This window comes from Pseudoalteromonas rubra (genome assembly GCF_005887095.1).
Taxonomy (GTDB): domain Bacteria; phylum Pseudomonadota; class Gammaproteobacteria; order Enterobacterales; family Alteromonadaceae; genus Pseudoalteromonas; species Pseudoalteromonas rubra_E.
In genome coordinates this window covers 13,114-34,509 of record NZ_PNCI01000076.1, presented here as the reverse complement: position 1 = coordinate 34,509, position 21,396 = coordinate 13,114, and the positions used below count along the sequence as shown (strand labels likewise).

Below are 21,396 nucleotides of genomic sequence, written 5' to 3'. Positions count from 1 at the left end.
CTAGGAGACACCATGTTAGAACGTAACATGAATATTGCAGATTTTGACCCTGAACTATTTCAAGCGATCCAGTCGGAAACGACCCGTCAGGAAGAGCACATTGAGCTTATCGCGTCTGAAAACTACTGTAGCCCACGCGTACTAGAGGCTCAGGGGTCGCAGTTAACAAACAAATATGCTGAAGGTTATCCGGGTAAGCGTTATTACGGTGGCTGTGAACACGTTGATGTGGTTGAGCAACTGGCGATTGACCGTGCATGTGAACTGTTCGGCTGTGATTATGCAAACGTTCAGCCGCACGCGGGCTCTCAGGCAAATGCTGCGGTATTTCAGGCGCTGCTTCAGCCGCATGATACCGTGCTGGGTATGAGTCTGGCACATGGTGGTCACCTGACACATGGTTCACACGTGAACTTCTCTGGTAAAACATACAATGCGGTTCAGTATGGCCTGAACGAAGAGACTGGCGAAATCGACTACGCACAGGTTGAAGCGTTGGCGCTGGAGCACAAGCCGAAAATGATCATCGGTGGTTTCTCTGCCTACTCAGGTATTGTTGACTGGGCTAAATTCCGTGAAATTGCAGACAAAGTGGGTGCTTACCTGCTGGTTGATATGGCACACGTTGCGGGTCTGGTTGCGGCGGGTATTTACCCAAGCCCAATCCAACATGCGCATGTGGTTACAACAACGACACACAAAACACTGGCAGGCCCTCGTGGTGGTTTGATCCTGTCAGCATGTGGTGATGCAGACATCTATAAAAAGCTGAACAGCGCAGTATTCCCGGGCGGTCAGGGTGGCCCACTGTGTCACGTGATTGCAGCCAAAGCTGTTGCATTTAAAGAAGCTTTGCAGGATGACTTCAAAGCATACCAGACACAAGTGGTAAAAAATGCACAGGCCATGGTTGCTGTACTTCAGGAGCGTGGCTACAAAGTTGTTTCAGGTAAGACGGACAACCACTTGTTCCTGCTCGATCTGATCGACAAAGACATCACAGGTAAAGATGCGGATGCGGCGCTTGGCCGTGCGAATATCACAGTGAACAAAAACTCTGTACCAAACGATCCACGTTCTCCGTTTGTGACGTCTGGTCTGCGTATTGGTTCACCGGCTATCACACGTCGTGGCTTTAAAGAAGCGGAAGCGGGTGAGCTGGCTGGCTGGATCTGTGATGTACTGGACAACATCGAAGACGAAGCAGTTCAGGCACAGGTGAAAGAAAAAGTAAAAGCGATCTGCGCTAAGTTGCCTGTATACGCGTAAGCGATAGCGCGCGACGTTCTACACAAGAGGGCTGCCATCTGGGCAGCCTTTTTTTATGTGCATCAATGGCCACTATCTTGATATACTGGCAACAATTAACCCAAACCCTGTTGCAACCTTAACCAACGGGGATGGGGCGTTTGTCAGTTTTTCATAGCGAGTGTTTATGCACTGTCCTTTTTGTACGGCAAAAGAAACCAAAGTGATAGATTCACGGTTAGTTGGCTCGGGTCACCAGGTACGCAGGCGACGTGAGTGTATTTTATGTCACGAGCGTTTTACCACGTTTGAAGGGGCCGAATTGGTGATGCCCAGAGTGATCAAACAAGATGGCTCCAGAGAACCATTTAATGAAGATAAACTGCAAAATGGTTTGCATCGAGCGCTTGAAAAGCGCCCTGTGAGCACTGAGCAGATAGAAGAAGTGGTTCATCAAATTAAATCTCAATTGCGTGCTACCGGTGAGCGAGAAGTGTCCAGTCAACTGGTAGGTGAATGTATTATGGAAGCGCTCAAAAAACTCGATAAAGTGGCCTACGTACGTTTCGCGTCGGTGTATCGTTGCTTTGAAGATGTGAAAGAATTTGGCGAAGAAATAGCCCGGCTGGGGGACGAATGAGTTTTACACAAGCCGATCGTACTTTTATGGCACGCGCTATTGAGCTGGCTGAACAGGGCCGTTTTACGACTACGCCTAATCCCAATGTCGGCTGTGTGATAGTCAACAACGGTGAAATTGTCGGTGAAGGGTTTCACTTACGCGCTGGTGAGCCACATGCGGAAGTGCATGCTCTGCGAGAGGCTGCCGAGCAGGCTCAGGGCGCGACGGCCTACGTAACACTTGAACCCTGCAGTCACTATGGCCGTACACCACCATGTGCAAAAGGCCTTATCGAAGCAGGCGTCAGTAAAGTCATTGCTGCGATGGTCGACCCCAACCCAGAAGTTGCGGGACGAGGACTTGCGATGCTCAATGACGCAGGGATAGAAACAGCTTCGGGACTGCTTGAACAACAGGCGCGGGCACTCAACAAAGGTTTCCTAAAGCGGATGGAACACGGCCTGCCGTATGTTATCTGTAAGCTGGCTGCGAGTCTGGATGGCAAAACGGCACTGGGTAATGGCGAGAGCAAATGGATCACAGGACCTGCTGCGCGGCGCGATGTGCAGCTGGGGCGGGCGCAAAGTTGCGCAATTTTGACGGGCGCAGATACGGTACTGGTGGATGATGCTCGGCTCAATGTTCGCGCTGAAGAGCTGACCGATATCGAGCGACCCGTTGAGCAATGGCGGCAGCCGGTTCGGGTGATTATTGATTCACAAAACCGTCTTCACCCGGAGCTAGCCCTGTTTAAAATAGCTGCGCCAGTCGTTATTTTACGCTCAGACCTTGATAATCAGCACAACTGGCCACATTTCGTAGAGCAAATTAAGATTAAGACCTGTGCTGGTAAAATTGACCTGCACGCGGCGCTGGCGTTTCTGGCCGAGCGAAACATTAATCAGGTCTGGCTCGAGGGCGGCGCGACCTTAGCGGGGGCCATGCATCAGCAGGGTCTGATTGATGAATATTTGATTTATCTGGCACCTAAAATTATCGGTACAGACGGCAAAGACTTGTTTAACAGTGCACCTTTACAGGCAATGAGCCAGGTCACAGAGTTAACGCTCACAGAGATGACACCGATAGGTACGGATATCCGCATTACGGCACATAAAAAAGGTAAGTAAGGCATTATGTTTACAGGCATCATTGAAGCAACAGGCACATTAACAGAGCTGACCCTTAAGCAGGGAGACCTGAGTGTACGGGTTACCAGTACCACCTTGAATATGGATGATGTGCAGCTTGGCGACAGCATCGCCACCAATGGTGTGTGCCTGACCGTTGTTGAAAAATTCGCTGACGGTTTTCGTGCCGATGTGTCAAATGAAACGCTCAAGTTGACTCGCTTTGGTGAGTACCGGGTTGGCCAGCTCGTTAATCTGGAAAAAGCCTTGCAACCGATCTCACGGCTTGGTGGCCACTTAGTATCCGGCCACGTTGATGGCATTGCAGAAGTGGTGGCCGTTAAGCCGAATGCGCGTGCTACAGAATACTGGCTCAAAGCGCCAGCGCAATTAATGAAATACATTCCGTACAAAGGCTCAGTGGCGATTGATGGGATCAGTCTGACAGTCAATGAGTTGGATGAAGACAAATTCAAACTGACAATAGTGCCACACACAGCACAAGAGACCACCATCGCTGACTTTAAGGTGGGGACATTACTCAACCTGGAAGTAGACCAGATAGCGCGCTATCTCGAAAGGCTGGTCCAAGGTGTACCGGCCGATACGGAGCAATCAACTCTCACAACCAGCTTGTTGGCCAAAGCTGGCTTTATTAAATAACTTGCCAATAACGCACTTACTAACGGGAAGATTATGAGCTTAAACAGCGCACAAGAAATCATCGATGACATTAAAGCCGGTAGAATGGTGATTCTGATGGACGATGAAGACCGGGAAAATGAAGGCGATCTGATCATTGCGGCAGAGCATATCACGCCAGAAGCAATTAATTTTATGGCGACCTATGGCCGTGGCCTGATCTGTTTGACGATGACGCAAGAGCGCTGTCAGCAGTTAGACTTGCCCCTGATGGTTAAAAATAACGGCGCCCAGTTCTCAACCAATTTCACTATGTCGATTGAGGCCGCTAAAGGCGTGACCACAGGTATCTCGGCAGCAGATCGCGCCCGTACAGTGCAGGCGGCTGTTGCTAAAGGTGCGGTACCAGAAGACATAGTGCAGCCAGGCCATATTTTCCCGATCATGGCACAGCCAGGTGGCGTGTTAACCCGTGCTGGCCATACGGAAGCGGGTTGTGACTTAGCGCGCCTGGCGGGTCTTGAAGCATCTTCAGTGATTGTTGAGATCCTTAACCCGGATGGCACAATGGCCAGACGCCCCGAGCTGGAAGTGTTTGCTAAAGAGCACGACATCAAAATTGGCACCATCGCCGATTTAATTGAATATCGTAACCTCAATGAAACGACGATTGAAAAAGTCGCAGAATGTAAGCTGCCTACCGAATACGGTGAGTTTAATTTGGTGACATATAAAGACACCATAGATAACCAGTTGCACTATGCGTTAGTAAAAGGTGAAGTGAGTGCTGATGATGCAACTTTAGTGCGAGTTCACCTGCAAAGTACGTTCAATGATACCTTGTTATCCGACCGCAGTGCAGATCGCAGCTGGACCTTGCATGGCGCAATGAAATACATTGCCGACAACAATGGTGTCCTGGTTATTCTGGGCAAACAAGAGAAAACAGAAGACCTGGAACAATTGGTGAAGGCGTTTGCGGCAGAAGATGCCGGTGAGAAGCCTAACTACCGTAAGTTTCAGGGGACATCCAGAACTGTAGGTGTGGGCTCGCAAATTCTTGCCGATCTGGGGATCAGCAAAATGCGCCTGATGAGCTTGCCGAAAAAATACCATGCCCTGTCTGGCTTCCACCTGGAAGTTGTCGATTACGTCGAACCTCAATAATTTACTCATAGCATAACGAGCGCCTGACGGGGATTTCCCTGTAGGCGTTTCGTCTTTTTCTATGCTATTATGCGCCTCAATTTGGCAATTGCTTATACTAGATTAGGAATCATCTAATGAAAATCATCGAAGGTAATAAATACGCACCGGGCAAGAAATTTGCCATTGTCATCTCTCGTTTTAACGACTTTATTGGTAGCAGCCTGTTAGAAGGCGCAGTTGATGAGTTAAAACGCACAGGTGGCGTAAAGGACGAGGACATCACTGTCGTGTATGTACCGGGTGCAGTAGAATTACCTTTAGCGGCTAAGCGTGTTGCAATGAAAAAAGAACACGATGCCATCATTGCATTAGGTGTCATCATTCGTGGCGGTACACCTCATTTCGACCTGGTTGCAAATGAGTCAAACAAAGGCCTGGCGAGCGTGTCTATGGACTACGATATCCCGGTTGCTTTTGGTGTGTTAACCACGGAGAGTATTGAGCAGGCCATCGAGCGCGCGGGAACCAAAATGGGTAACAAGGGTGGCGAAGCTGCACTTGGTGCACTAGAAATGGTGAACGTGCTAGAGCAAATTTAAGAGGAATCTCAGTGAAACCAGCAGCTAGACGTAAGGCGCGTGTCCTTGCCCTTCAGGCAGTATATTCTTGGCAGCTAAGTGGCAACCCCATTGCTGATATCGAGCAGCAAATGCTGATCGAAAACGACGTTTCAAAGGTTGATGTAGAGTATTTCAAAGATCTGGCGCGTGGCGTTGCAGTGAACTGCAAACAGCTAGATGAGTTGATGACTCCGCATTTGTCTCGTCCATTTGATGACCTGGATATGGTTGAAAAAGCTGTATTACGCGTCAGCATTTACGAGTTAAAATTCCGCGAAGACGTCCCTTACAAAGTCGCCATTAACGAAGGGATTGAGCTGGCGAAAATGTTTGGTGCTGAAGACAGTCACAAATTTGTCAACGGCGTACTGGACAAAGCGGTTAAGATAATCCGCAAGTAATCGAGACCGTGAGGAGAGCCGGCATGGGCCGGCTTTTTTAATGTATGAAGGAATTTGAGTTAATCAATCATTACTTCAAGGGGCGTGGCATTGCGCGTCGTGATGTAAAGGTTGGCATTGGTGATGATTGTGCCATAGTGACGGTTCCTGACAAGCACCAACTTGCCATTACCACAGACACCCTGGTTGCCGGTGTACACTTTTTCGAAGACATTCCACCCAGAGCATTAGGTCATCGTGCCTTGGCCGTTAATCTCAGCGATCTTGCCGCTATGGGCGCAGAGCCAACGTGGATCTCCATTGGGTTAACTCTGCCTGAGGTCGATATGGATTGGCTGGAAGCGTTTACCGAAGGTATGCATGAAATTGCAGAATATTACAATGTTCAGCTGATAGGTGGGGATACAACTCAGGGCCCGCTGACCATCACCATCTGTGCCAAAGGGATCATCCCCAATGACAAAGCACTGACGCGTTCTGGCGCCAAAGTGGGTGACTGGATTTATGTCACCGGAGAGCTGGGTGATGCGGCTTTGGCAATTGAAGCCCGTAAGCGTCAGTTACCGATAGAAGCTACTCAGTTAAAGCGGCTCGAAGAAAAATTACACTTTCCAACTCCGAGAGTGGCGGCTGGGCAAGTGTTACGAGGTATGGCAACTGCCTGCATCGATATTTCGGATGGCTTACTGGCTGATTTGCAGCACATCTTGAATAAGTCAGGTGTGGGCGCTTTGGTCAACATTGAAGATGTACCAATGTCACCTACTCTGCAGCAATTAGAGCCTGTATCTTTACGTCATGAACTGGGGCTGGCGTATGGCGATGACTATGAACTGTTGTTTACCGTGAATGACAGCAATAAAGGCGCCGTCGAGGCGCGTCTTCGTCAGTATGGTGTCGAGCCTGTATGCATCGGTCAAGTTACCGCGTCGGTCGGCAAACTAGAGTTGCTGCAAGCGGGGGAAAAATGCCCATTACCGCGTAGCGGTTATCAACACTTTTAATTAGGAGCAGGTTTGAATAAGCCGTTATCATTCAACCTCAAACGCCCACATCATTTTCTAGCGCTGGGGTTTGGTTTAGGGTTAGTACCTAAAGCCCCCGGTACTTTTGGTACTTTAGCAGCACTGCCATTTATTCTGCTGACAATGGGGCAGCCATTATGGATGCAGATCACTTTAGCCGTTTTGCTCAGTCTGGCGGGGTTTTGGATCTGTGGCAAGACTGCTCGTGATGTCGGCGTACATGATCACCCAGCAATCGTGTGGGATGAAGTCGCCGGGTTTTATATCACTATGATTGGGGCCGCAATTAGCTGGCAGTCGCTGCTGGTTGGTTTTTTATTATTTCGCTTTTTTGATATTGCAAAGCCAGGTCCAATTCGAATACTGGATAGAAAGCTGCATGGTGGCCTGGGAATAATGGCAGATGACCTGCTTGCCGGGATTTTTTCATTGATTTGTTTGCAAGCTTTGTTTAAAACAGGTGTCCTGGGCGGCTAATTTAATTACGGGTACGAAGAGGGAGCCTATGCGATTTATACTTCTACTGTTGCTATGCATATTCACCACAGGTGTGAGTGCGGCAATTAATGATTATGTTGTTAAACAGTGGAGTATGCAAAATGGCCTGCCATCGCAAAGCATCAAAAGTGTGGTTCAGGACCAGCAAGGCTATATCTGGCTTGGTACACAGTTTGGACTAAGCCGATTTGACGGCTTACAGTTTAGTAATTACACAACGCAAAATAGTGAATTTCTGGATAGCAATGCGGTTAATAAACTCTTTGTTGACCGTTTTGGTATGCTGTGGATTGGCACCCGTAGAGGGGTAACCCGATTAAATCCGCAAACCCTTAGTGCAGAGCGCTTTGAAGTTCAGGGTGAAGCCAGGGATATTCTTGAAGATCACAATGGTAATATCTGGGTCGCGGCGAATGGCTTATATTATGTATCAGCTAAACGCCTGACCCTTGCACAAAACAATCTAGATAATAAAAAGCTCTCCCTTACCCATATAAGTCAGATAGTTGGCTCAGTAACAAAAATGACCTCGTCTCCGCAAGGCATTTGGTTGGTTAACGAGCGCCATTTGTTGCGGATCAGTGAGTCCCAGTCTATGGGCTCCAATGACATGCGACTGGAGTTATCCAGCAAGGTATCACTACCACGTCAGCTGGCACAAACCAATATTCATGATTTGTCTTGGATTGATGGTAAGCTTTTTCTCGCTTCTCAGTTGGGGGCGTATTTTCTCGACTTTGATGAAGTGCTCAGGCGCTACGACGAGATAGGTAATAATGCGACCTATAAGTTTTTAAGCGATCAGCAAGGTGGTATGTGGGTATCTACCTATGGCCGGCTGTTGTACAAAGAAAGTGGTGGTCAATGGCAATATGTTGAGCTGGCACAATTGGACCAGGGGATCTGGTTTACCGACATTTTTATTGATGATGACGGTAATGTGTGGATGGCCAGCATTAACGAAGGTCTCTGGCTGGCGCATGCCGGGCGGGTCGAGCGTTTCGCTGTCGGCACACAGCGGGAGCAGGCTATTTCAGCTATCACACAAGACTTGCAAGGGAATGTATGGATTGCCACCAGAGAGGGAGTCGGCCGACTTGATAGCAATGATAATTACGAACCTGTGATCAGCGCGTCTCAGCTCAATGGGGTAGAAATTCATGATATGGAGTTCATCGGCGAGCGATTGTTTCTCGGCACTGGCCGTGGCGTAGTCATTTATGAAGATGACAAACTGCTTGCTATTCCTAATCGTGAGTTTCGCCAGACTCAGGTCTTTACCCTGACACCTTCCAATCAGGGCGGGTTGTGGCTGGGCACCGGACGAGGTCTATATCGGTTAGACTATAGCGGCCTGACGCCTTTTACTTATAATGCGTTTCTGGGCAGCCAGTTTATTACCTATGTTGTAGACTTTCCGCGTTTTGGCTTTATCGGCACCGACAAGGGAGCCTATAAATACAATGAGCGGGGCATTGAAAAGATCGGTGGACAGACATCGCTCGAATCTGCCTATGTCACCAGTATTTTGCATGTAGAAGGCAGTGCAACCCTGGTCGGTACTTTTTATGATGGGCTGTATTATCGCAGCCAGGATGGGGACTGGCATCAGCTTGATGCATCCCACGGATTGCCTTACGGGCCGATCTTATCGTTACACTTTGACAAGTCGCAGGAACTGGTTTGGGTCAGTACCATGAAAGGGGTGTACCGGATGCCTATCGCCCAGTTCAGTGAGGCGGTGGAAAACTTACAAGTTGAGCAGGTGATAAACCCATTTGACCGACAGTTGGATGGCGTGCCAAGTCAGTGCTGTACCGGATTGGGCCATGATGCCGTGGTGGAGCAGGACGATTATCTTTTATATCCCAGCTTGCAGGGGATCGTGCGTATCCCTAAAAAAGTTCAGTTGTTCAGCACCGCGGAACTGGCGCCTAAGTTTGAGAGTATTGTCACTGCAACACGTAACCTGACACCAGACAGACTGGAAGGTCCAGTTGAGTTGGACACCAGTGAACGGGATCTGACCATTCGCTATACGGCCATTGATTTCTACGCGCCGCAGAGTATCGAGTTTCGCTACAAACTGGAAGGCCACGATGCTCAGTGGCGCGATGCTCAATCCCGGCGTGAAGCCATTTACACGAACCTGCCGCCGGGTGATTTTACCTTCTTACTGCAGGTAAAGCGGCGTGGCCAGGACTGGCAGCAGGCACATAACTTGTCGCTCAACCTTCAATTACCACAGCGTTTTGATGAAACCGTATTTTTCCGCTTAATCATCACCTGTGGCTTTATGTTTTTGTTCTATCTGGTGTTCTGGGTATTTCGTACTCAGGAGCGACGCAAGCAAGCTGCGCTGGAAGCCCTGGTTGCTGAACGTACGACAGAGCTCAGAAAAGCCAATGATAAACTCAACCAGGTCAACACTCAGTTAAAATTGGTCAGCCACTCAGATGAACTGACAGGACTGCGCAGCCGTCGCTTCTTATTTGACCAACTCCCGAAGGATATTGAGCACTATCAGCGTAATGCGCAGTCTTTGCGGCAGCAGGATAAGAGCCTGGTACTGATGATCCTCAATATTGATAGTTTTAGTAAAATCAATGATGCCTATGGTCCCATCGGTGGCGACAGCTGCCTGCAGCAACTGGCTACTTTGCTTAATACCCGTACTCAGGGATCAGATTATGTCGCGCGCTGGAGTGGTGATGAGTTCTTACTGCTGTTGAGGGACTTTAAATGTTCTGAAGTAGAACGGTATGTCAGCGAGCTTTGTAAAGCGATTGCTCAGTTTGATTTTAAGTTGCCCAACGGAAAATCTCTGAATCTGAGCGTGTCGGTAGGCTGGTCTTTTTATCCTCTGCCGTTACTTGGGGGGCAGGTCATAGGCTGGGAAGCGTCTGTTAACCTCGCTGATATCGCATTACACGAAGTGAAACAACGCGGCGGGGATGGTTCTGCCACCATTACTTTTGATGAACAACTGGATGCGTTTGAATTTGAACAAAGCCAAAATGTTGAATCTCAGTTGCAATTATTACAGTCCAATGGCCTGGCTGAGGTGAAAGTCTGGATGCGTTAGTCTCTGTGTCAGTAGAGGTCAATGACGGGGGGTGAGATGAGAACTCAGTTTAAATGGTGGCTAATATTGAGTAATTATCAATGGATATTATAAATTTAACTACTTTTAATTTGAAAAGAGATAAATATAATATACTCTCTATATACCGAGCTTAATTAACTCATAAAATTCTAAATTCAACAATCTACGAGAGTAATCCAATGCGTGAAATAAGATCTTTTATTAAGACTGCAAGTTACAGTGATTTGAATAAAGCGCTGGAGCTTATCCAAGCCGCCATTGATGAGCAGGCAAAACAGGAAGAAGCCAAAAAAGAAGTTTTGGCACTGATTAAAGAAAAAGGATTGTCTTTAGAAGATTTTGCTTCCGAAACAGCAACTGATAAGCGCAGCAAAGTACGTCCAAAATACCGTATTGAAAAAGACGGTGAAGTATTTGAATGGACAGGTCGCGGTAAAACACCAAAAGCATTTGTTGGTGTTAACTTAGAAGATTACAAAATCTAACTACCGCACTGTGTAAGCCAGTCATATTATATAAAATGGCTGGCTTATCAGGTTTAAGATACCTTTTCTGGGGTCATAATTCATACCCCGTTACCACACACCTTAATGAAAAATTCTCTGTCGTTAATATAGTCAGGTGTCCCTATTTACACACTAAGACCCTATCAAAAAGAAGCCGTTGCAAATACCGTAGCCCACTTTAAAAAGTCAGACGATAGTGCAGTAATAGTTCTGCCAACCGGGGCAGGTAAAAGTTTGGTTATTGCACAGCTGGCTCGACTGGCAAGACATAAAATACTGGTCATGACACATGTCAAAGAGTTAGTTGAGCAAAATGCACAGAAATATCAGAGTTATGGTTTATCTGCGAGTATTTATTCCGCTGGCTTAAAACAAAAAGAGCTGATTCATCAGGTGACATTTGCCAGTGTGCAGTCATTGGCTCGAAATTTGGAGGCCATTGATACTTTTTATTCTTTGCTGATTATCGATGAATGTCACCGAGTTAGTGGTGAAGACGACAGCCAGTATATGGCGGTTATCGCCCGCTTGCGGGAGTTTAACCCGGCGCTCAAGATACTTGGGTTGACGGCGACCCCATATCGGCTTGGCAGTGGGTGGGTGTATCACAGTCACTATCACGGCTTTGTTCGGGGCAGTGAAACCAGTCCTTTTCGGCGCTGTATTTACGAATTACCCCTGCGCTATATGATAAAACACGGTTATCTGACACCACCTAAACAACTCGATCCAGCGGTGGAGAATTACGATTTTTCAGCGTTGGATAGTAATGCATTCGGGCGATACAGCGAAGCAGATATGAACCAGCTGTTGCAAAGCAATACCCGGGCAACCAAGAGTATCATCGAACATGTAATGTCACTCAGTGAACGTCGCCACGGTGTTATGATATTTGCTGCGACCGTATTGCATGCCAAAGAAATTGTGGGGTATTTACCAGACGGACAAACAGCACTGGTGCTCGGTGATACAGATAACCGCGAACGAGATGAAATCATCGCGGCCTTTAAGCGCAGAGAGATAAAATACCTGGTCAATGTATCGGTACTAACCACGGGCTTTGATGCGCCACATGTGGATGTCATTGCGATTTTAAGGCCCACAGAGTCGGTGAGTCTGTACCAGCAGATAGTGGGGCGAGGCTTGCGTTTGAGTGAAGGCAAGAAAGATTGTCTGGTGATTGATTACGCTGCCAATGAGTTTGACCTGTTTCACCCTGAGGTGGGCAGTAAGAAGCCGAATTCGGACAATGAACCTGTACAAGTGCTGTGTCCCGGCTGCGGGTTCGGCAATGTCTTTTGGGGCAAATACGACGAGCAAGGGCGAGTCATTGAACACTTTGGTCGGCGTTGTCAGGGGTTGTTGCAGGACGATGACGGCAATGAGCAGCAATGTGACTATCGTTTCAAATTTAAAGAGTGTGACAGTTGTGGCGCTGAAAATGATATAGCCGCACGCCAGTGCCACAGTTGTGGGGTGATGCTGACTGATCCGGACGATAAACTGAGGGCTGCATTGAACCTGAAAAACGCCATGGTGCTAAGATGCAGCGGCCTGAGCGGGGAAGTGGTTAAAGCGCAGTTGCTGAAAATTACGTATTTCGATGAGGACGGGGCCAGTGTGAGCGAAGTCTTTGACTTTGCTAAGCCTGCGAGCCGCGGCTATTTTGTTCGCCAGTTTGAGAAACACTGTCGTACTGGTGTACGTGTAAACGCTTGGACTGAGGCTGTTCAGGTGGATGCCACTCTACTGTCGGCGCCAGATTTTGTAATTGCCCGGCAGCATAAGAAATATGGCTGGCAGGTAACAGAAAAGATTTTTGATTATCAGGGCAGTTATCGAACTGCAGATAAGAGCTAATGCAGAGTGTTGTAAACTCTGCATCATTCAGGTCCGAGGGTTACTCGGCAAGTATTCCCCATCCGTCGCCATAGCCCTCGTGGCTGTTCGCGATAGACTCAAGGTATTGCTCGGTCTGACTTAACAGCTGGTGCTCGGGCACCATAGTCACTGAAGTGACGACTTCCCATACACCGGTATCTGGACAGGTATCCAATTTGGTTTTTGGTGCCAACTCATCTTCTGCGATGGTGCTCATAAAACGCTCAGCGTCGGCTTTTTGTTCGAACAAAATAAAAAAATCGATGCTGTGCATCTGGGTGAGATCTACACCGGCTGCAGCAATTTCAGATAGTAGCTGGCCGTTGTCATCATCAGGGAATTGCATAATCATACTCAAGTTAATATAGCTGGTGATATTGTCCGCTATCCAACACAAAATAAAAAGCATTGACCGCAAAAATTTGTATGTAAGCGCGCAAAAATAACACAGTGATAAGTACATCCACCCCATGTCAGCGTCATCTTGCTGTGGTATTATAATGTCACTGTAAATTTTAGGGTTATTTAGTGCGTTTATCTGCGTTTATTGCCATTCTAGTTGTTCTTCTCTTTTCATTTCAGGTATGGGCAAGCGATTCATCTGGTATTACAGAGTTTACTGTAAGTCAGGCGCCAGACGGCGCTGAGTTATCAGATGAAGCACATGACAATGTCATGCGTTTTCTGAGCACATATGTTGGTAAGCCGTTTACGCCGCGCAGAAAGAAGCTGATTGATAAAGACGTGACTAAGGCATTACAGGCGCTTGGGTATTATCACCACGCGCTCACCATATCGTTCGACCCAAAGACCCGGCGTGTCGCCCTTATTCTGGACCCCGGTGTCGCATTACAGTGGCACCAGGTAGAGATTGCTCTGCAGGGAATTGAAGACGACGCATTGCGTTCAAGGTTACTCGACGGTGCTATTCAGATAGGCGAACAGGTCAGACATGACCGTTATGAAGCCACCAAAGCGCAGATAGAAAGTGTATTGCTGGAGCTGGGGTATTTTGATTTTCAGTGGCTCAAAAAACAGCTCAGTGTGGATCGAGCACAACAACAGGTCTCTGCGATCTTGTCGTTGTCGGCAGGGCCCAGATATCGGTTTGGGGAACTACGTCTGTCGGCGGAATCAAAGGCGGTTGCGTTTGCCAAAGCGCTTAGCCCATTTAGCCCGGGAGAGTTTTATGCTGCCCAGAAGCTGTCTCAATATAACCTCACTTTGAATGAAACGCCGTATTTTCAGAGCGTTCGGGTTTACCCTTTGCTCAAACTCAGGCACCAAGGCACTGTCCCAATTCGCGTTGAGCTGATCGACAAGCCAGCTAACAGCTATGAAGTAGGTGGAGGCTATAGTACCGATTTAGGTGCGAAAGCGCGTTTCAAATGGAGTAAACCCTGGGTAACGAGTGGGGGACACTCCATGACATCGGATCTCAATATATCTCAGCGTCAGCAGGATATCAGTGGTGCCTACACAATCCCTGTGGATGATCCAAACAACGACGTATTTCGCATTCTGGGGGGATATCAGTTACAGGACGACCTGACTGAAGGGGTTGATACCAAGACTTGGAATATTCAGGTGCAACGGCAGTGGTTGACATCCGGAAACTGGGTGCGCACCGCGTTTTTAAAACGTGAGCATGAAACCAGTGAACAGGATGGCGAAACGCTGAAAACAGAAATGCTGATCCCCGGCGTGAGCTATGCAAAAAAACAGAGCCTGGGAGGTATGTTGCCGTACTGGGGCAATGAACGGCTGATTTCCGTCGAACTGGCCAGTGACTCATTGATATCTTCTACCTCCCTGATCAAAGTGCGCTGGAAAAATGCCTGGTTGCGTAACATAGCGCAGCGACATTTCTTTCTGACTCGTTTGGAAGCGGGGGCAATTATTACTGACGACATTGAAGCTGTACCTTTTAATATGCGATTTTTTGCCGGTGGTGATCAGAGCGTCCGTGGATTTGCTTATCAGTCTGTGGCACCACGGGATGAGGAGGGTAAGCTACTGGGCGGTAAATATCTTACAACAGCGAGTGCTGAATACAACTATCAGTTTATGCCCAACTGGCGTGTTGCGCTGTTTGTGGATACCGGCACGGCAACGGATGACTTTAAGGAAAAATGGGCATTAGGTGCCGGATTTGGCATTCGCTATCTGACGCCGGTCGGACCGATCCGTCTTGACCATGCCTGGGGGCTGAGCAAAGACAGTAAGAGTACTCGTTTAAGTATTGTCATTGGACCGGAGATGTAATGGGATTAAAAGCTTGGCTGCGCCGTATTAGCTACACCGTCATTGGCCTCTGTGTGACGGTGTTTTGCTTGTTGTTTACATTGCCTGGTCACAAACTACTGGTCTGGGTGGCCAATCACAGTGTAACTGGTTTGAAAGTAAGTTCTCCTCAGGCGCGTTTGCTGTCTAATGCTGTGCTGGACGTACAATTTCAGAATCAACAAGTGGCCTTTCATGCCCGTCAGTCTAGCCTGTCCCTTGACTGGTTTAGCTGCGCTACCTTATGTCTGTCAGGCAGCGCTGACAAGGTGACCTTACATCTGGCTAAGCCTGCCGGCGAGCCTGAGGTGACAGCCGAACCCGAGCAGGCGACTGAAGCAGCGCCATTGTCCTTGCCATTTTCTGTCGCTATCAAGCAATTTCGTTTAGGGGCAGCAGAGTTAAAGGTAGCAGGGCACGAGGTAAGTCTTAACAAACTGGCAGTGACAGCCAGAGCCGATGAACAGGGCCTTCAAATCAACAAGCTTGCGCTGAGTCGTGCACAGATCCGGCAAACTGACGCGCCAGCTCCTGCAGCCCCTTTTGTTATGCCAACAGCGATCCCTGCATTAGCATTGCCTGCCATACAACTTCCCACGGCTGTCAGTATTGAACAGTTTACAGTCGCTGAGCTTAGCTATCGGCCTTACAAGGGAGAGTTGCAGGCCCTGAAGCAGCTTCGGCTCAGTGTCGGTGCTGAGCAGTCAGAGTTGTCGATCCACCATTTGTCACTGTCTTATCTCACACATCAACTGACTCTGGCAGCGCAGGCAGACTTAAGTCGCTGGGCTGTGTCGGGGGGAATAGATTATGAGCATTCCGATTACCAGGGCGCCCTTACATTTACAGGTGACCTTAATCAACTAGACCTGTCTGCCACACTGTCTGGTAATGCACAGGGCAAAATCGCGTTGAGTGTGAGTCCGGCAGTGCCAAACTGGCCTTTCTCACTGACGGTAAACGCCGAACAACTTGCTCTGGGTTCAGACAATACGCTGCAAAAGCTGTCACTCGACGCGCAAGGGACTGCAGTTGACTATTTGGTCAATGCACATGCTGGCGTGCAACTGAGTGAGCAACTTGATTTAGCTGACCGTGAGCTGGATATACAACTGGCAGCGTCTGGCGGACTCACTGCCTTGACGTTACAAAAGGCTGGGCTCACATTGGGTGAAGCGCATACCCAGCTCAGTGCTCAGGTGAGCTGGCAAGATGGGTTGCGAAGCCAGATAGAAGGCGAGTTACATGCCTTGCCTTTGGGTGCCTGGCTGAAGCTGGATGAAACCCAGTTATCAGGGGCTTATCAGCTTGATTTTTCCCAGCATGGTCAGCAGTGGCGGGTGAAGGTTAATGAATTGGCGCTCAGCGGACAGCTGGCCGCCTTACCTTTGCAGCTGGTTGCCCGAGGTAACGTAAATAGTGATTTACATGGCGAGATCCAGACCGCCCAGCTAAGTTATGGAGACAGCCAGATCATCCTGTCGGGCACAGCCAATGAGCAACTGAATGTGCAAGGCGAGTTGTCACTGGCTCACCAAAAAAATGCAGTGTTGCCGGCAGAGGTGCAACTGTCGGGACAGTTTACTGCAACCGGACCAGTTAATGCACCAAACCTCACATTACGCAGCCGGCTGGACAAACTTGTGTATCAGGATACGTCGGTAGGCGGCGGCACATTGGCGCTCTCACTGGATATGGCCAGAGACTGGTTGACCGATCTGAACGTGTCTCTGTCAGAAGTGACTCAGGGGGATTTGCCTGCTACGTCTCTCAGCTTGGTGGGACAGGGAGATCAGGATCACCACCAGCTAACAATACAGGTTGAGAACTCAAGCAGCAGTGTTGACCTGACGTTGAGTGGGCAGTATGCGCAGCAAGCCTGGGATGGTCAGTTAGATGCCGGTATGTTGCGCTTAAATAACAGTGAGTTGGCGTTGATGTCGCCAGCGGAATTGACCGTAAAAGCGGACCAGATAGTCGTGGCGCGTCAATGCTGGACACTCTCACCTGGGCAGATCTGCTTGGCGGCAGAGCATGGGGATCAGGGTCAGGCCAGTATTGAGGTACAGCAGTTGGACCTGACGCATTTTAATCCCTTGCTGAGTAATTTAGCTGAACTTAAGGGGATATTCTCTGGCAATGCCATGGCAAAATGGTCAAAGGGTCAACTAAAAGCACTGGATGGGCAACTGGCTATGGCTGACGCTCAGGTCACAATATACGGTGCAGCCTCAGAGCAGCTTGACGCTAGCGAGGAGGGGGCCGTGCCGACCTTGCCTCTTGAAATAGACCGCTTTTCTCTGGCGCTGAACAGTGATGCCCGAGAGGCAAAAGCCAATTGGCAGCTGGCGCTTAGGAAGTTAGGCCACTTTGATGGTGAGCTGCTGATGCCACTTCAGGCTGAGCCTCAAACGATGCGTGGGTTTGTCAATATAGCAGGCATAGAGCTGGGTAAATTCAGGCCTTTGCTACGCCGGTTATTATGGCCCGATTTGGAGCTGGCGGGGGTCATTGCGGGTCAAGTCAACATCGACGGTGCGCTGACACTGCCGAAGTTAAGTGGTCAGCTTAGCGCACAGGACATTCAACTAAAAGCGAGTGAGCTTCCCCTGGCCATTAGTGACTTGGATCTTGATGTGCAACTGAATGGCCAGCAGGCTCAGCTGACTGGGCAGCTTAACACGACGCCACGAGGTCAGGTCGCGCTCAACGGTGAAGTGGATTGGCACAGCGCTATGAGCGCAAAGTTAAACCTCAGTGGTGAGCAGTTAACCTTAACACCGCAACCCGGGGTTACTCTGGATGTGACTCCAGAGCTGTCATTGCGTTACAACGGTGAATATGCAGAAGTCACTGGCGAGATTACAGTGCCTTATGGCCGTATAGAAATTGAAGAGTTACCCCAGGGGGTAGTCGCTGTAAGCGACGACCAGGTCATCGTTGACAAAGCCAGCCCTACCCAGTCAGCTCAGATAATGGATTATCGGCTCGATCTGGACGTGCGCTTACTGGATGATGTCAGGGTTAGGGCCTTAGGTTTGGATGCTTACCTGGCAGGTGAACTGTCTTTAGAAAAGCAGCTTGCTTCAGCCTTACTGGCCAGTGGTGAGATTAATTTGCGAGAAGGGCAGTACAAAGCATTTGGGCAGGACCTGAGTATAGAGACGGGTCAGCTGGGTTTCAATGGCCCGCTGGACAAGCCCTATATTAATGTGCGCGCAATTCGTAACCCTGAGACAACGGCCAACGGTGTTGTTGCCGGAGTTGAGGTGAAGGGCAGCATCCAAAGCCCCGAGCTGGTGATTTATTCACAGCCCTCGATGGATCAAGCTCAGGCACTGGCCTACCTGCTCAACGGTCAGCCGTTAGGCGATGGTCAAAGTAATAATAATACTATGCTGGCACAATTTCTGTTGTCCCAGAGTATAGATCGCAGCAAGGGGTATTTTGCCAAAGCGGGTGAGACAATAGGAATACAGGATGTAAACCTGTCGGCCAAGGGCAGTGGTGATGATACCCAAGTTGAAGTGTCGGGTTATCTGACTCCCAGTGTACAAGTCAGTTATCGGGTGGGTGTCTTTGCATCGCTGAGTGAAGTCGCGGTGCGCTATCGGATTTTTTCGAAGTTTTATATTGAAGCGACCAGTGGTTTGTATAAAAGTATTGACCTGCTGTACAAATTTGACTGGGATGAATAATGCACCGCTTTTTGTTGGCACTGATACTTAGCACCACCTTTTCGAGCGCCGCGTACACCGTACGTGCACCGCTTGAAGTTAGAGTAACTTCAGGTGCTAATCCTTATGTTCTTCAGCTGATTGAGCTGGCTTTGTCCTATCAGTCGCGACCTGTCAGGTTAAAAACCGTAGCAGGTATTCCAACGCAAACCCGGGCTGTGCGTCTGCTTGGCAAGCAATCGGGCATTGATGTATTTTGGTCAGTGACCAGTAAGGAAAGAGAGCAACAAGCACGGGCAATACGTATCCCGCTGGTAAAAGGGTTACTGGGGTACCGCATTCTGTTTATTGATGCTAACCGTTCTGCTGAGTTCTTGGATTTTAAGAGCTGGGGGCAGCTCAAACCACTGCTGTTTGGGCTTCGCCATGACTGGCCTGACAGAGCGGTGTTTGAGCACAATGGGTTTCAGGTGGTGGCATTTCACGATACAGAAAAAGCGATGACCATGCTGAGTAACAGGCGGCTGGATGTGGTGCCGCTGGATATACTGGCAGTCGAGGACTTTTCGGCACGAACAGACGTCATGGTGCAACCACACCTGTTGATTACCTACCCCTCTGCTGTCTATCTGTTTGTCGATAAAAACAATATCCAGTTACATACTTTGTTAGAGTCCGGTCTGGAGCAGGCCATTGCTGATGGCTGCTTCGAGTGGTTGTTTCGCAGCCACTTTGCAAAAAAACTGGAGCAACTGGATTTAGCCGGGCGGATGCGGCTGACCCTGCCCAACCCAACCTTGTCTGCCGAGACACCTTTGTCACGCAGCGAACTGTGGTATCAACCAGGAAAACACAATGACAATAATAACACAGAACACAAATCAAGCGGTGGGCCTGGCAGCTATGCTAATGCTCACGCTCACTGCTTGCCAGTCGACAGACAAGCAAGCACAGACTGACAGCATCACGATAACACAAGAGCAGCGCTCACCTGCCAGCATCATTGCTCAGGCGCACAAAGATGACTGGCGATCAGTCGCTGCGGATAACATGCTTAAGATTACGCTAGCAACAGGCCCGGTTTACGTTGAGCTGAATCCCATGCTGGCGCCAGGGCATGTCGACAATATTAAAGTACTGGCCCGGGAAGGCTTTTACCAGGGCCTCAATATGTATCGCTTTGTCGAGGGCTTTGTTGCACAAGGTGGCGACCAGGATGACAAGAAACAGCCTGTTGATGGGAAAAAAAGCATTGCTGCGGAGTTTTTCTACCCCACAAGTGAGGCCCTTACTATCACAGAGCTGGGGCTAGATGATGGCTATGCCCCCCGAACAGGCTTTTTAAATGGGTTTGCGGTGGCACAGAGTGAAGATGGCAAGCGTACCTGGCAAACACATTGCCCCGGCACGTTTGCAATGGCGCGTCAGAACAGTGCAGACAGTGGTGGCAGTGAGTTCTATTTTACGTTAACAGCACAACGATATCTGGATTTAAACACCACAGTGTTTGGCCGCGTTTTAGCGGGAATGGAGCACGTTCAGCGGCTACACAGAACGCCAACCGCTGGGCAGGTTTTTAACCCTATTATGGCTGTTGAGGTGCTGGCAGACACACAAGACAAGCAACGCTTTATGGTATTTAACACTCAGAGCGAGGCATTTCGGGCGCTGATCGCGGCGCGGCAGAACCGCCCGGAAGCCTGGTTTTTACACCAGGCCAATCATACCGATGTATGCGCGGTCACCGTGCCGGTAAAGGCATTTATTGACGATTGATCCGGACGTTAAAGGTCGTCTTATTTTGCTCGCTGGAGCGGAATGGGTTTATATCCAGACCGCCTCGGCGCGTGTATCTTGCATAGACTTCGAGTTTGTCTGGTTCAAATGCACGCAACAAATCACAATAAATACGCTCAACGCACTGTTCGTGAAACTCGTTGTGATCCCGAAATGAGATTAAATAACGCAGCAGAGACTCCCGGCAAATCTTTTTCCCTTCATATCGGATCACGATGCTTGCCCAGTCTGGCTGTGAGGTGATCAGACAGTTAGACTTAAGCAGATGGCTGTGCAAGGTTTCAGTGACCTGAGAGTCACTTTCTTGCGCCAGCAAGCCATCGCGGGGACTGTAATCATCTACCGAAATATCCAGCTCATCGATACACTCTCCCGGTAGGGCAGAAAAGGGTAAGCAGTCATGGTCGTCTGGGCCATACAGGGTGACGTCGACATCGCACTGGGCTGCTGCAGATAAGTCTTGTTGCAATGCTTTTTGCACCGCTTCTAAGCTGGCAAACTTGCTCTGATTGAAACTATTCAGATACAGCTTAAATGATTTGGATTCGATAATATGGCTGCTCTGACAGGGGAAGACAAATCGGGCAATTGCAACCTGTGGCTTGCCTTTATGATTCAGCCAGGACAGTTCATAGCCATGCCAGATATCTTCACCAAAAAACGGTAACGCCTGCTCGTCTACGGCTATCTGGTCACGATTGAGCTTGCGCGCAATGGGGTGAAGCAGACTTGGGTCGTAGTGACTGGCGTATTCTGTGGTCTTGCCCAGTACGGAAGCTTTTAACTCGGGGGCGTTATTGTAGTCTGTCAT

The 21,396-nt window shown here is 49.1% G+C and carries 18 protein-coding genes; 16 read left to right on the top strand and 2 right to left on the bottom strand.

Going from position 1 to position 21,396, the window contains the following annotated elements; all coding sequences use genetic code 11:
- The first annotated feature begins 12 nt into the window (after positions 1–12).
- The 12 genes from glyA to CWB99_RS22405 all read left to right on the top strand — a co-directional run bounded on the left by glyA (position 13) and on the right by CWB99_RS22405 (position 12,807).
- Complete coding sequence (gene glyA / locus CWB99_RS22460; protein ID WP_138550087.1) at positions 13–1,269, top strand: serine hydroxymethyltransferase; 1,257 nt, start codon at positions 13–15, stop codon at positions 1,267–1,269.
- Positions 1,270–1,435: 166 nt separating this feature from the next.
- Positions 1,436–1,888, top strand: coding sequence for a transcriptional regulator NrdR (gene nrdR, locus CWB99_RS22455; RefSeq protein WP_125716105.1), 453 nt, complete (start codon positions 1,436–1,438; stop codon positions 1,886–1,888).
- A complete protein-coding gene (gene ribD, locus CWB99_RS22450) occupies positions 1,885–3,000 on the top strand; it encodes a bifunctional diaminohydroxyphosphoribosylaminopyrimidine deaminase/5-amino-6-(5-phosphoribosylamino)uracil reductase RibD (RefSeq protein ID WP_138550086.1) in 1,116 nt (371 codons plus the stop codon). Before nrdR ends, ribD begins: the two co-directional genes overlap by 4 nt.
- Positions 3,001–3,006: 6 nt before the next feature.
- Positions 3,007–3,663 (top strand): riboflavin synthase, encoded by a 657-nt coding sequence (locus tag CWB99_RS22445; RefSeq protein WP_138550085.1) that lies wholly within the window; start codon positions 3,007–3,009, stop codon positions 3,661–3,663.
- A gap of 33 nt (positions 3,664–3,696) precedes the next feature.
- Entirely contained in the window at positions 3,697–4,809 is a 1,113-nt protein-coding gene (gene ribBA, locus CWB99_RS22440; RefSeq protein WP_138550084.1) for a bifunctional 3,4-dihydroxy-2-butanone-4-phosphate synthase/GTP cyclohydrolase II, read from the top strand.
- Positions 4,810–4,925: 116 nt separating this feature from the next.
- Positions 4,926–5,390: a 6,7-dimethyl-8-ribityllumazine synthase gene (gene ribH, locus CWB99_RS22435; RefSeq protein ID WP_054015454.1), complete on the top strand. Its 465-nt coding sequence runs from the start codon at positions 4,926–4,928 to the stop codon at positions 5,388–5,390.
- 11 nt (positions 5,391–5,401) lie between these two features.
- On the top strand, positions 5,402–5,812 hold the full coding sequence (gene nusB / locus CWB99_RS22430) for a transcription antitermination factor NusB (protein WP_010382792.1): 411 nt from the start codon (positions 5,402–5,404) through the stop codon (positions 5,810–5,812).
- Positions 5,813–5,856: 44 nt separating this feature from the next.
- On the top strand, positions 5,857–6,816 hold the full coding sequence (gene thiL / locus CWB99_RS22425) for a thiamine-phosphate kinase (protein WP_138550083.1): 960 nt from the start codon (positions 5,857–5,859) through the stop codon (positions 6,814–6,816).
- 12 nt (positions 6,817–6,828) lie between these two features.
- On the top strand, positions 6,829–7,314 hold the full coding sequence (locus CWB99_RS22420) for a phosphatidylglycerophosphatase A family protein (protein ID WP_138550082.1): 486 nt from the start codon (positions 6,829–6,831) through the stop codon (positions 7,312–7,314).
- A 28-nt stretch (positions 7,315–7,342) separates the two neighbouring features.
- On the top strand, positions 7,343–10,420 hold the full coding sequence (locus CWB99_RS22415) for a ligand-binding sensor domain-containing diguanylate cyclase (RefSeq protein WP_138550081.1): 3,078 nt from the start codon (positions 7,343–7,345) through the stop codon (positions 10,418–10,420).
- Positions 10,421–10,620: 200 nt separating this feature from the next.
- Positions 10,621–10,926, top strand: coding sequence for an H-NS family nucleoid-associated regulatory protein (locus tag CWB99_RS22410; protein ID WP_138550080.1), 306 nt, complete (start codon positions 10,621–10,623; stop codon positions 10,924–10,926).
- Positions 10,927–11,070: 144 nt separating this feature from the next.
- Complete coding sequence (locus tag CWB99_RS22405; RefSeq protein ID WP_138550079.1) at positions 11,071–12,807, top strand: DEAD/DEAH box helicase; 1,737 nt, start codon at positions 11,071–11,073, stop codon at positions 12,805–12,807.
- A 40-nt stretch (positions 12,808–12,847) separates the two neighbouring features.
- On the opposite strand, the gene CWB99_RS22400 is transcribed toward CWB99_RS22405, so the two are convergent.
- Positions 12,848–13,174 (bottom strand): ribonuclease E inhibitor RraB, encoded by a 327-nt coding sequence (locus tag CWB99_RS22400; RefSeq protein WP_138546457.1) that lies wholly within the window; start codon positions 13,172–13,174, stop codon positions 12,848–12,850.
- Between the two features lie 182 nt (positions 13,175–13,356).
- Here CWB99_RS22400 and CWB99_RS22395 point away from each other — a divergent pair, with 182 nt between their 5' ends.
- Genes CWB99_RS22395 through CWB99_RS22380 form a run of 4 tightly spaced genes read left to right on the top strand, consistent with a single transcriptional unit; the run spans position 13,357 to position 20,564 of the window.
- Entirely contained in the window at positions 13,357–15,093 is a 1,737-nt protein-coding gene (locus tag CWB99_RS22395) for an autotransporter assembly complex protein TamA (protein ID WP_138550078.1), read from the top strand.
- Positions 15,093–18,809 (top strand): autotransporter assembly complex protein TamB, encoded by a 3,717-nt coding sequence (gene tamB, locus CWB99_RS22390; protein ID WP_138550077.1) that lies wholly within the window; start codon positions 15,093–15,095, stop codon positions 18,807–18,809. Before CWB99_RS22395 ends, tamB begins: the two co-directional genes overlap by 1 nt.
- Positions 18,809–19,747 carry an amino acid ABC transporter substrate-binding protein gene (locus tag CWB99_RS22385; protein WP_138550076.1) on the top strand — a complete coding sequence of 313 codons (939 nt, stop codon included), beginning with the start codon at positions 18,809–18,811 and terminating at the stop codon, positions 19,745–19,747. Before tamB ends, CWB99_RS22385 begins: the two co-directional genes overlap by 1 nt.
- Positions 19,698–20,564, top strand: coding sequence for a peptidylprolyl isomerase (locus CWB99_RS22380; RefSeq protein WP_138550112.1), 867 nt, complete (start codon positions 19,698–19,700; stop codon positions 20,562–20,564). Before CWB99_RS22385 ends, CWB99_RS22380 begins: the two co-directional genes overlap by 50 nt.
- Here CWB99_RS22380 and queF read toward each other — a convergent pair.
- On the bottom strand, positions 20,551–21,396 hold the full coding sequence (gene queF / locus CWB99_RS22375; protein ID WP_138550075.1) for an NADPH-dependent 7-cyano-7-deazaguanine reductase QueF: 846 nt from the start codon (positions 21,394–21,396) through the stop codon (positions 20,551–20,553). The genes CWB99_RS22380 and queF overlap by 14 nt on opposite strands.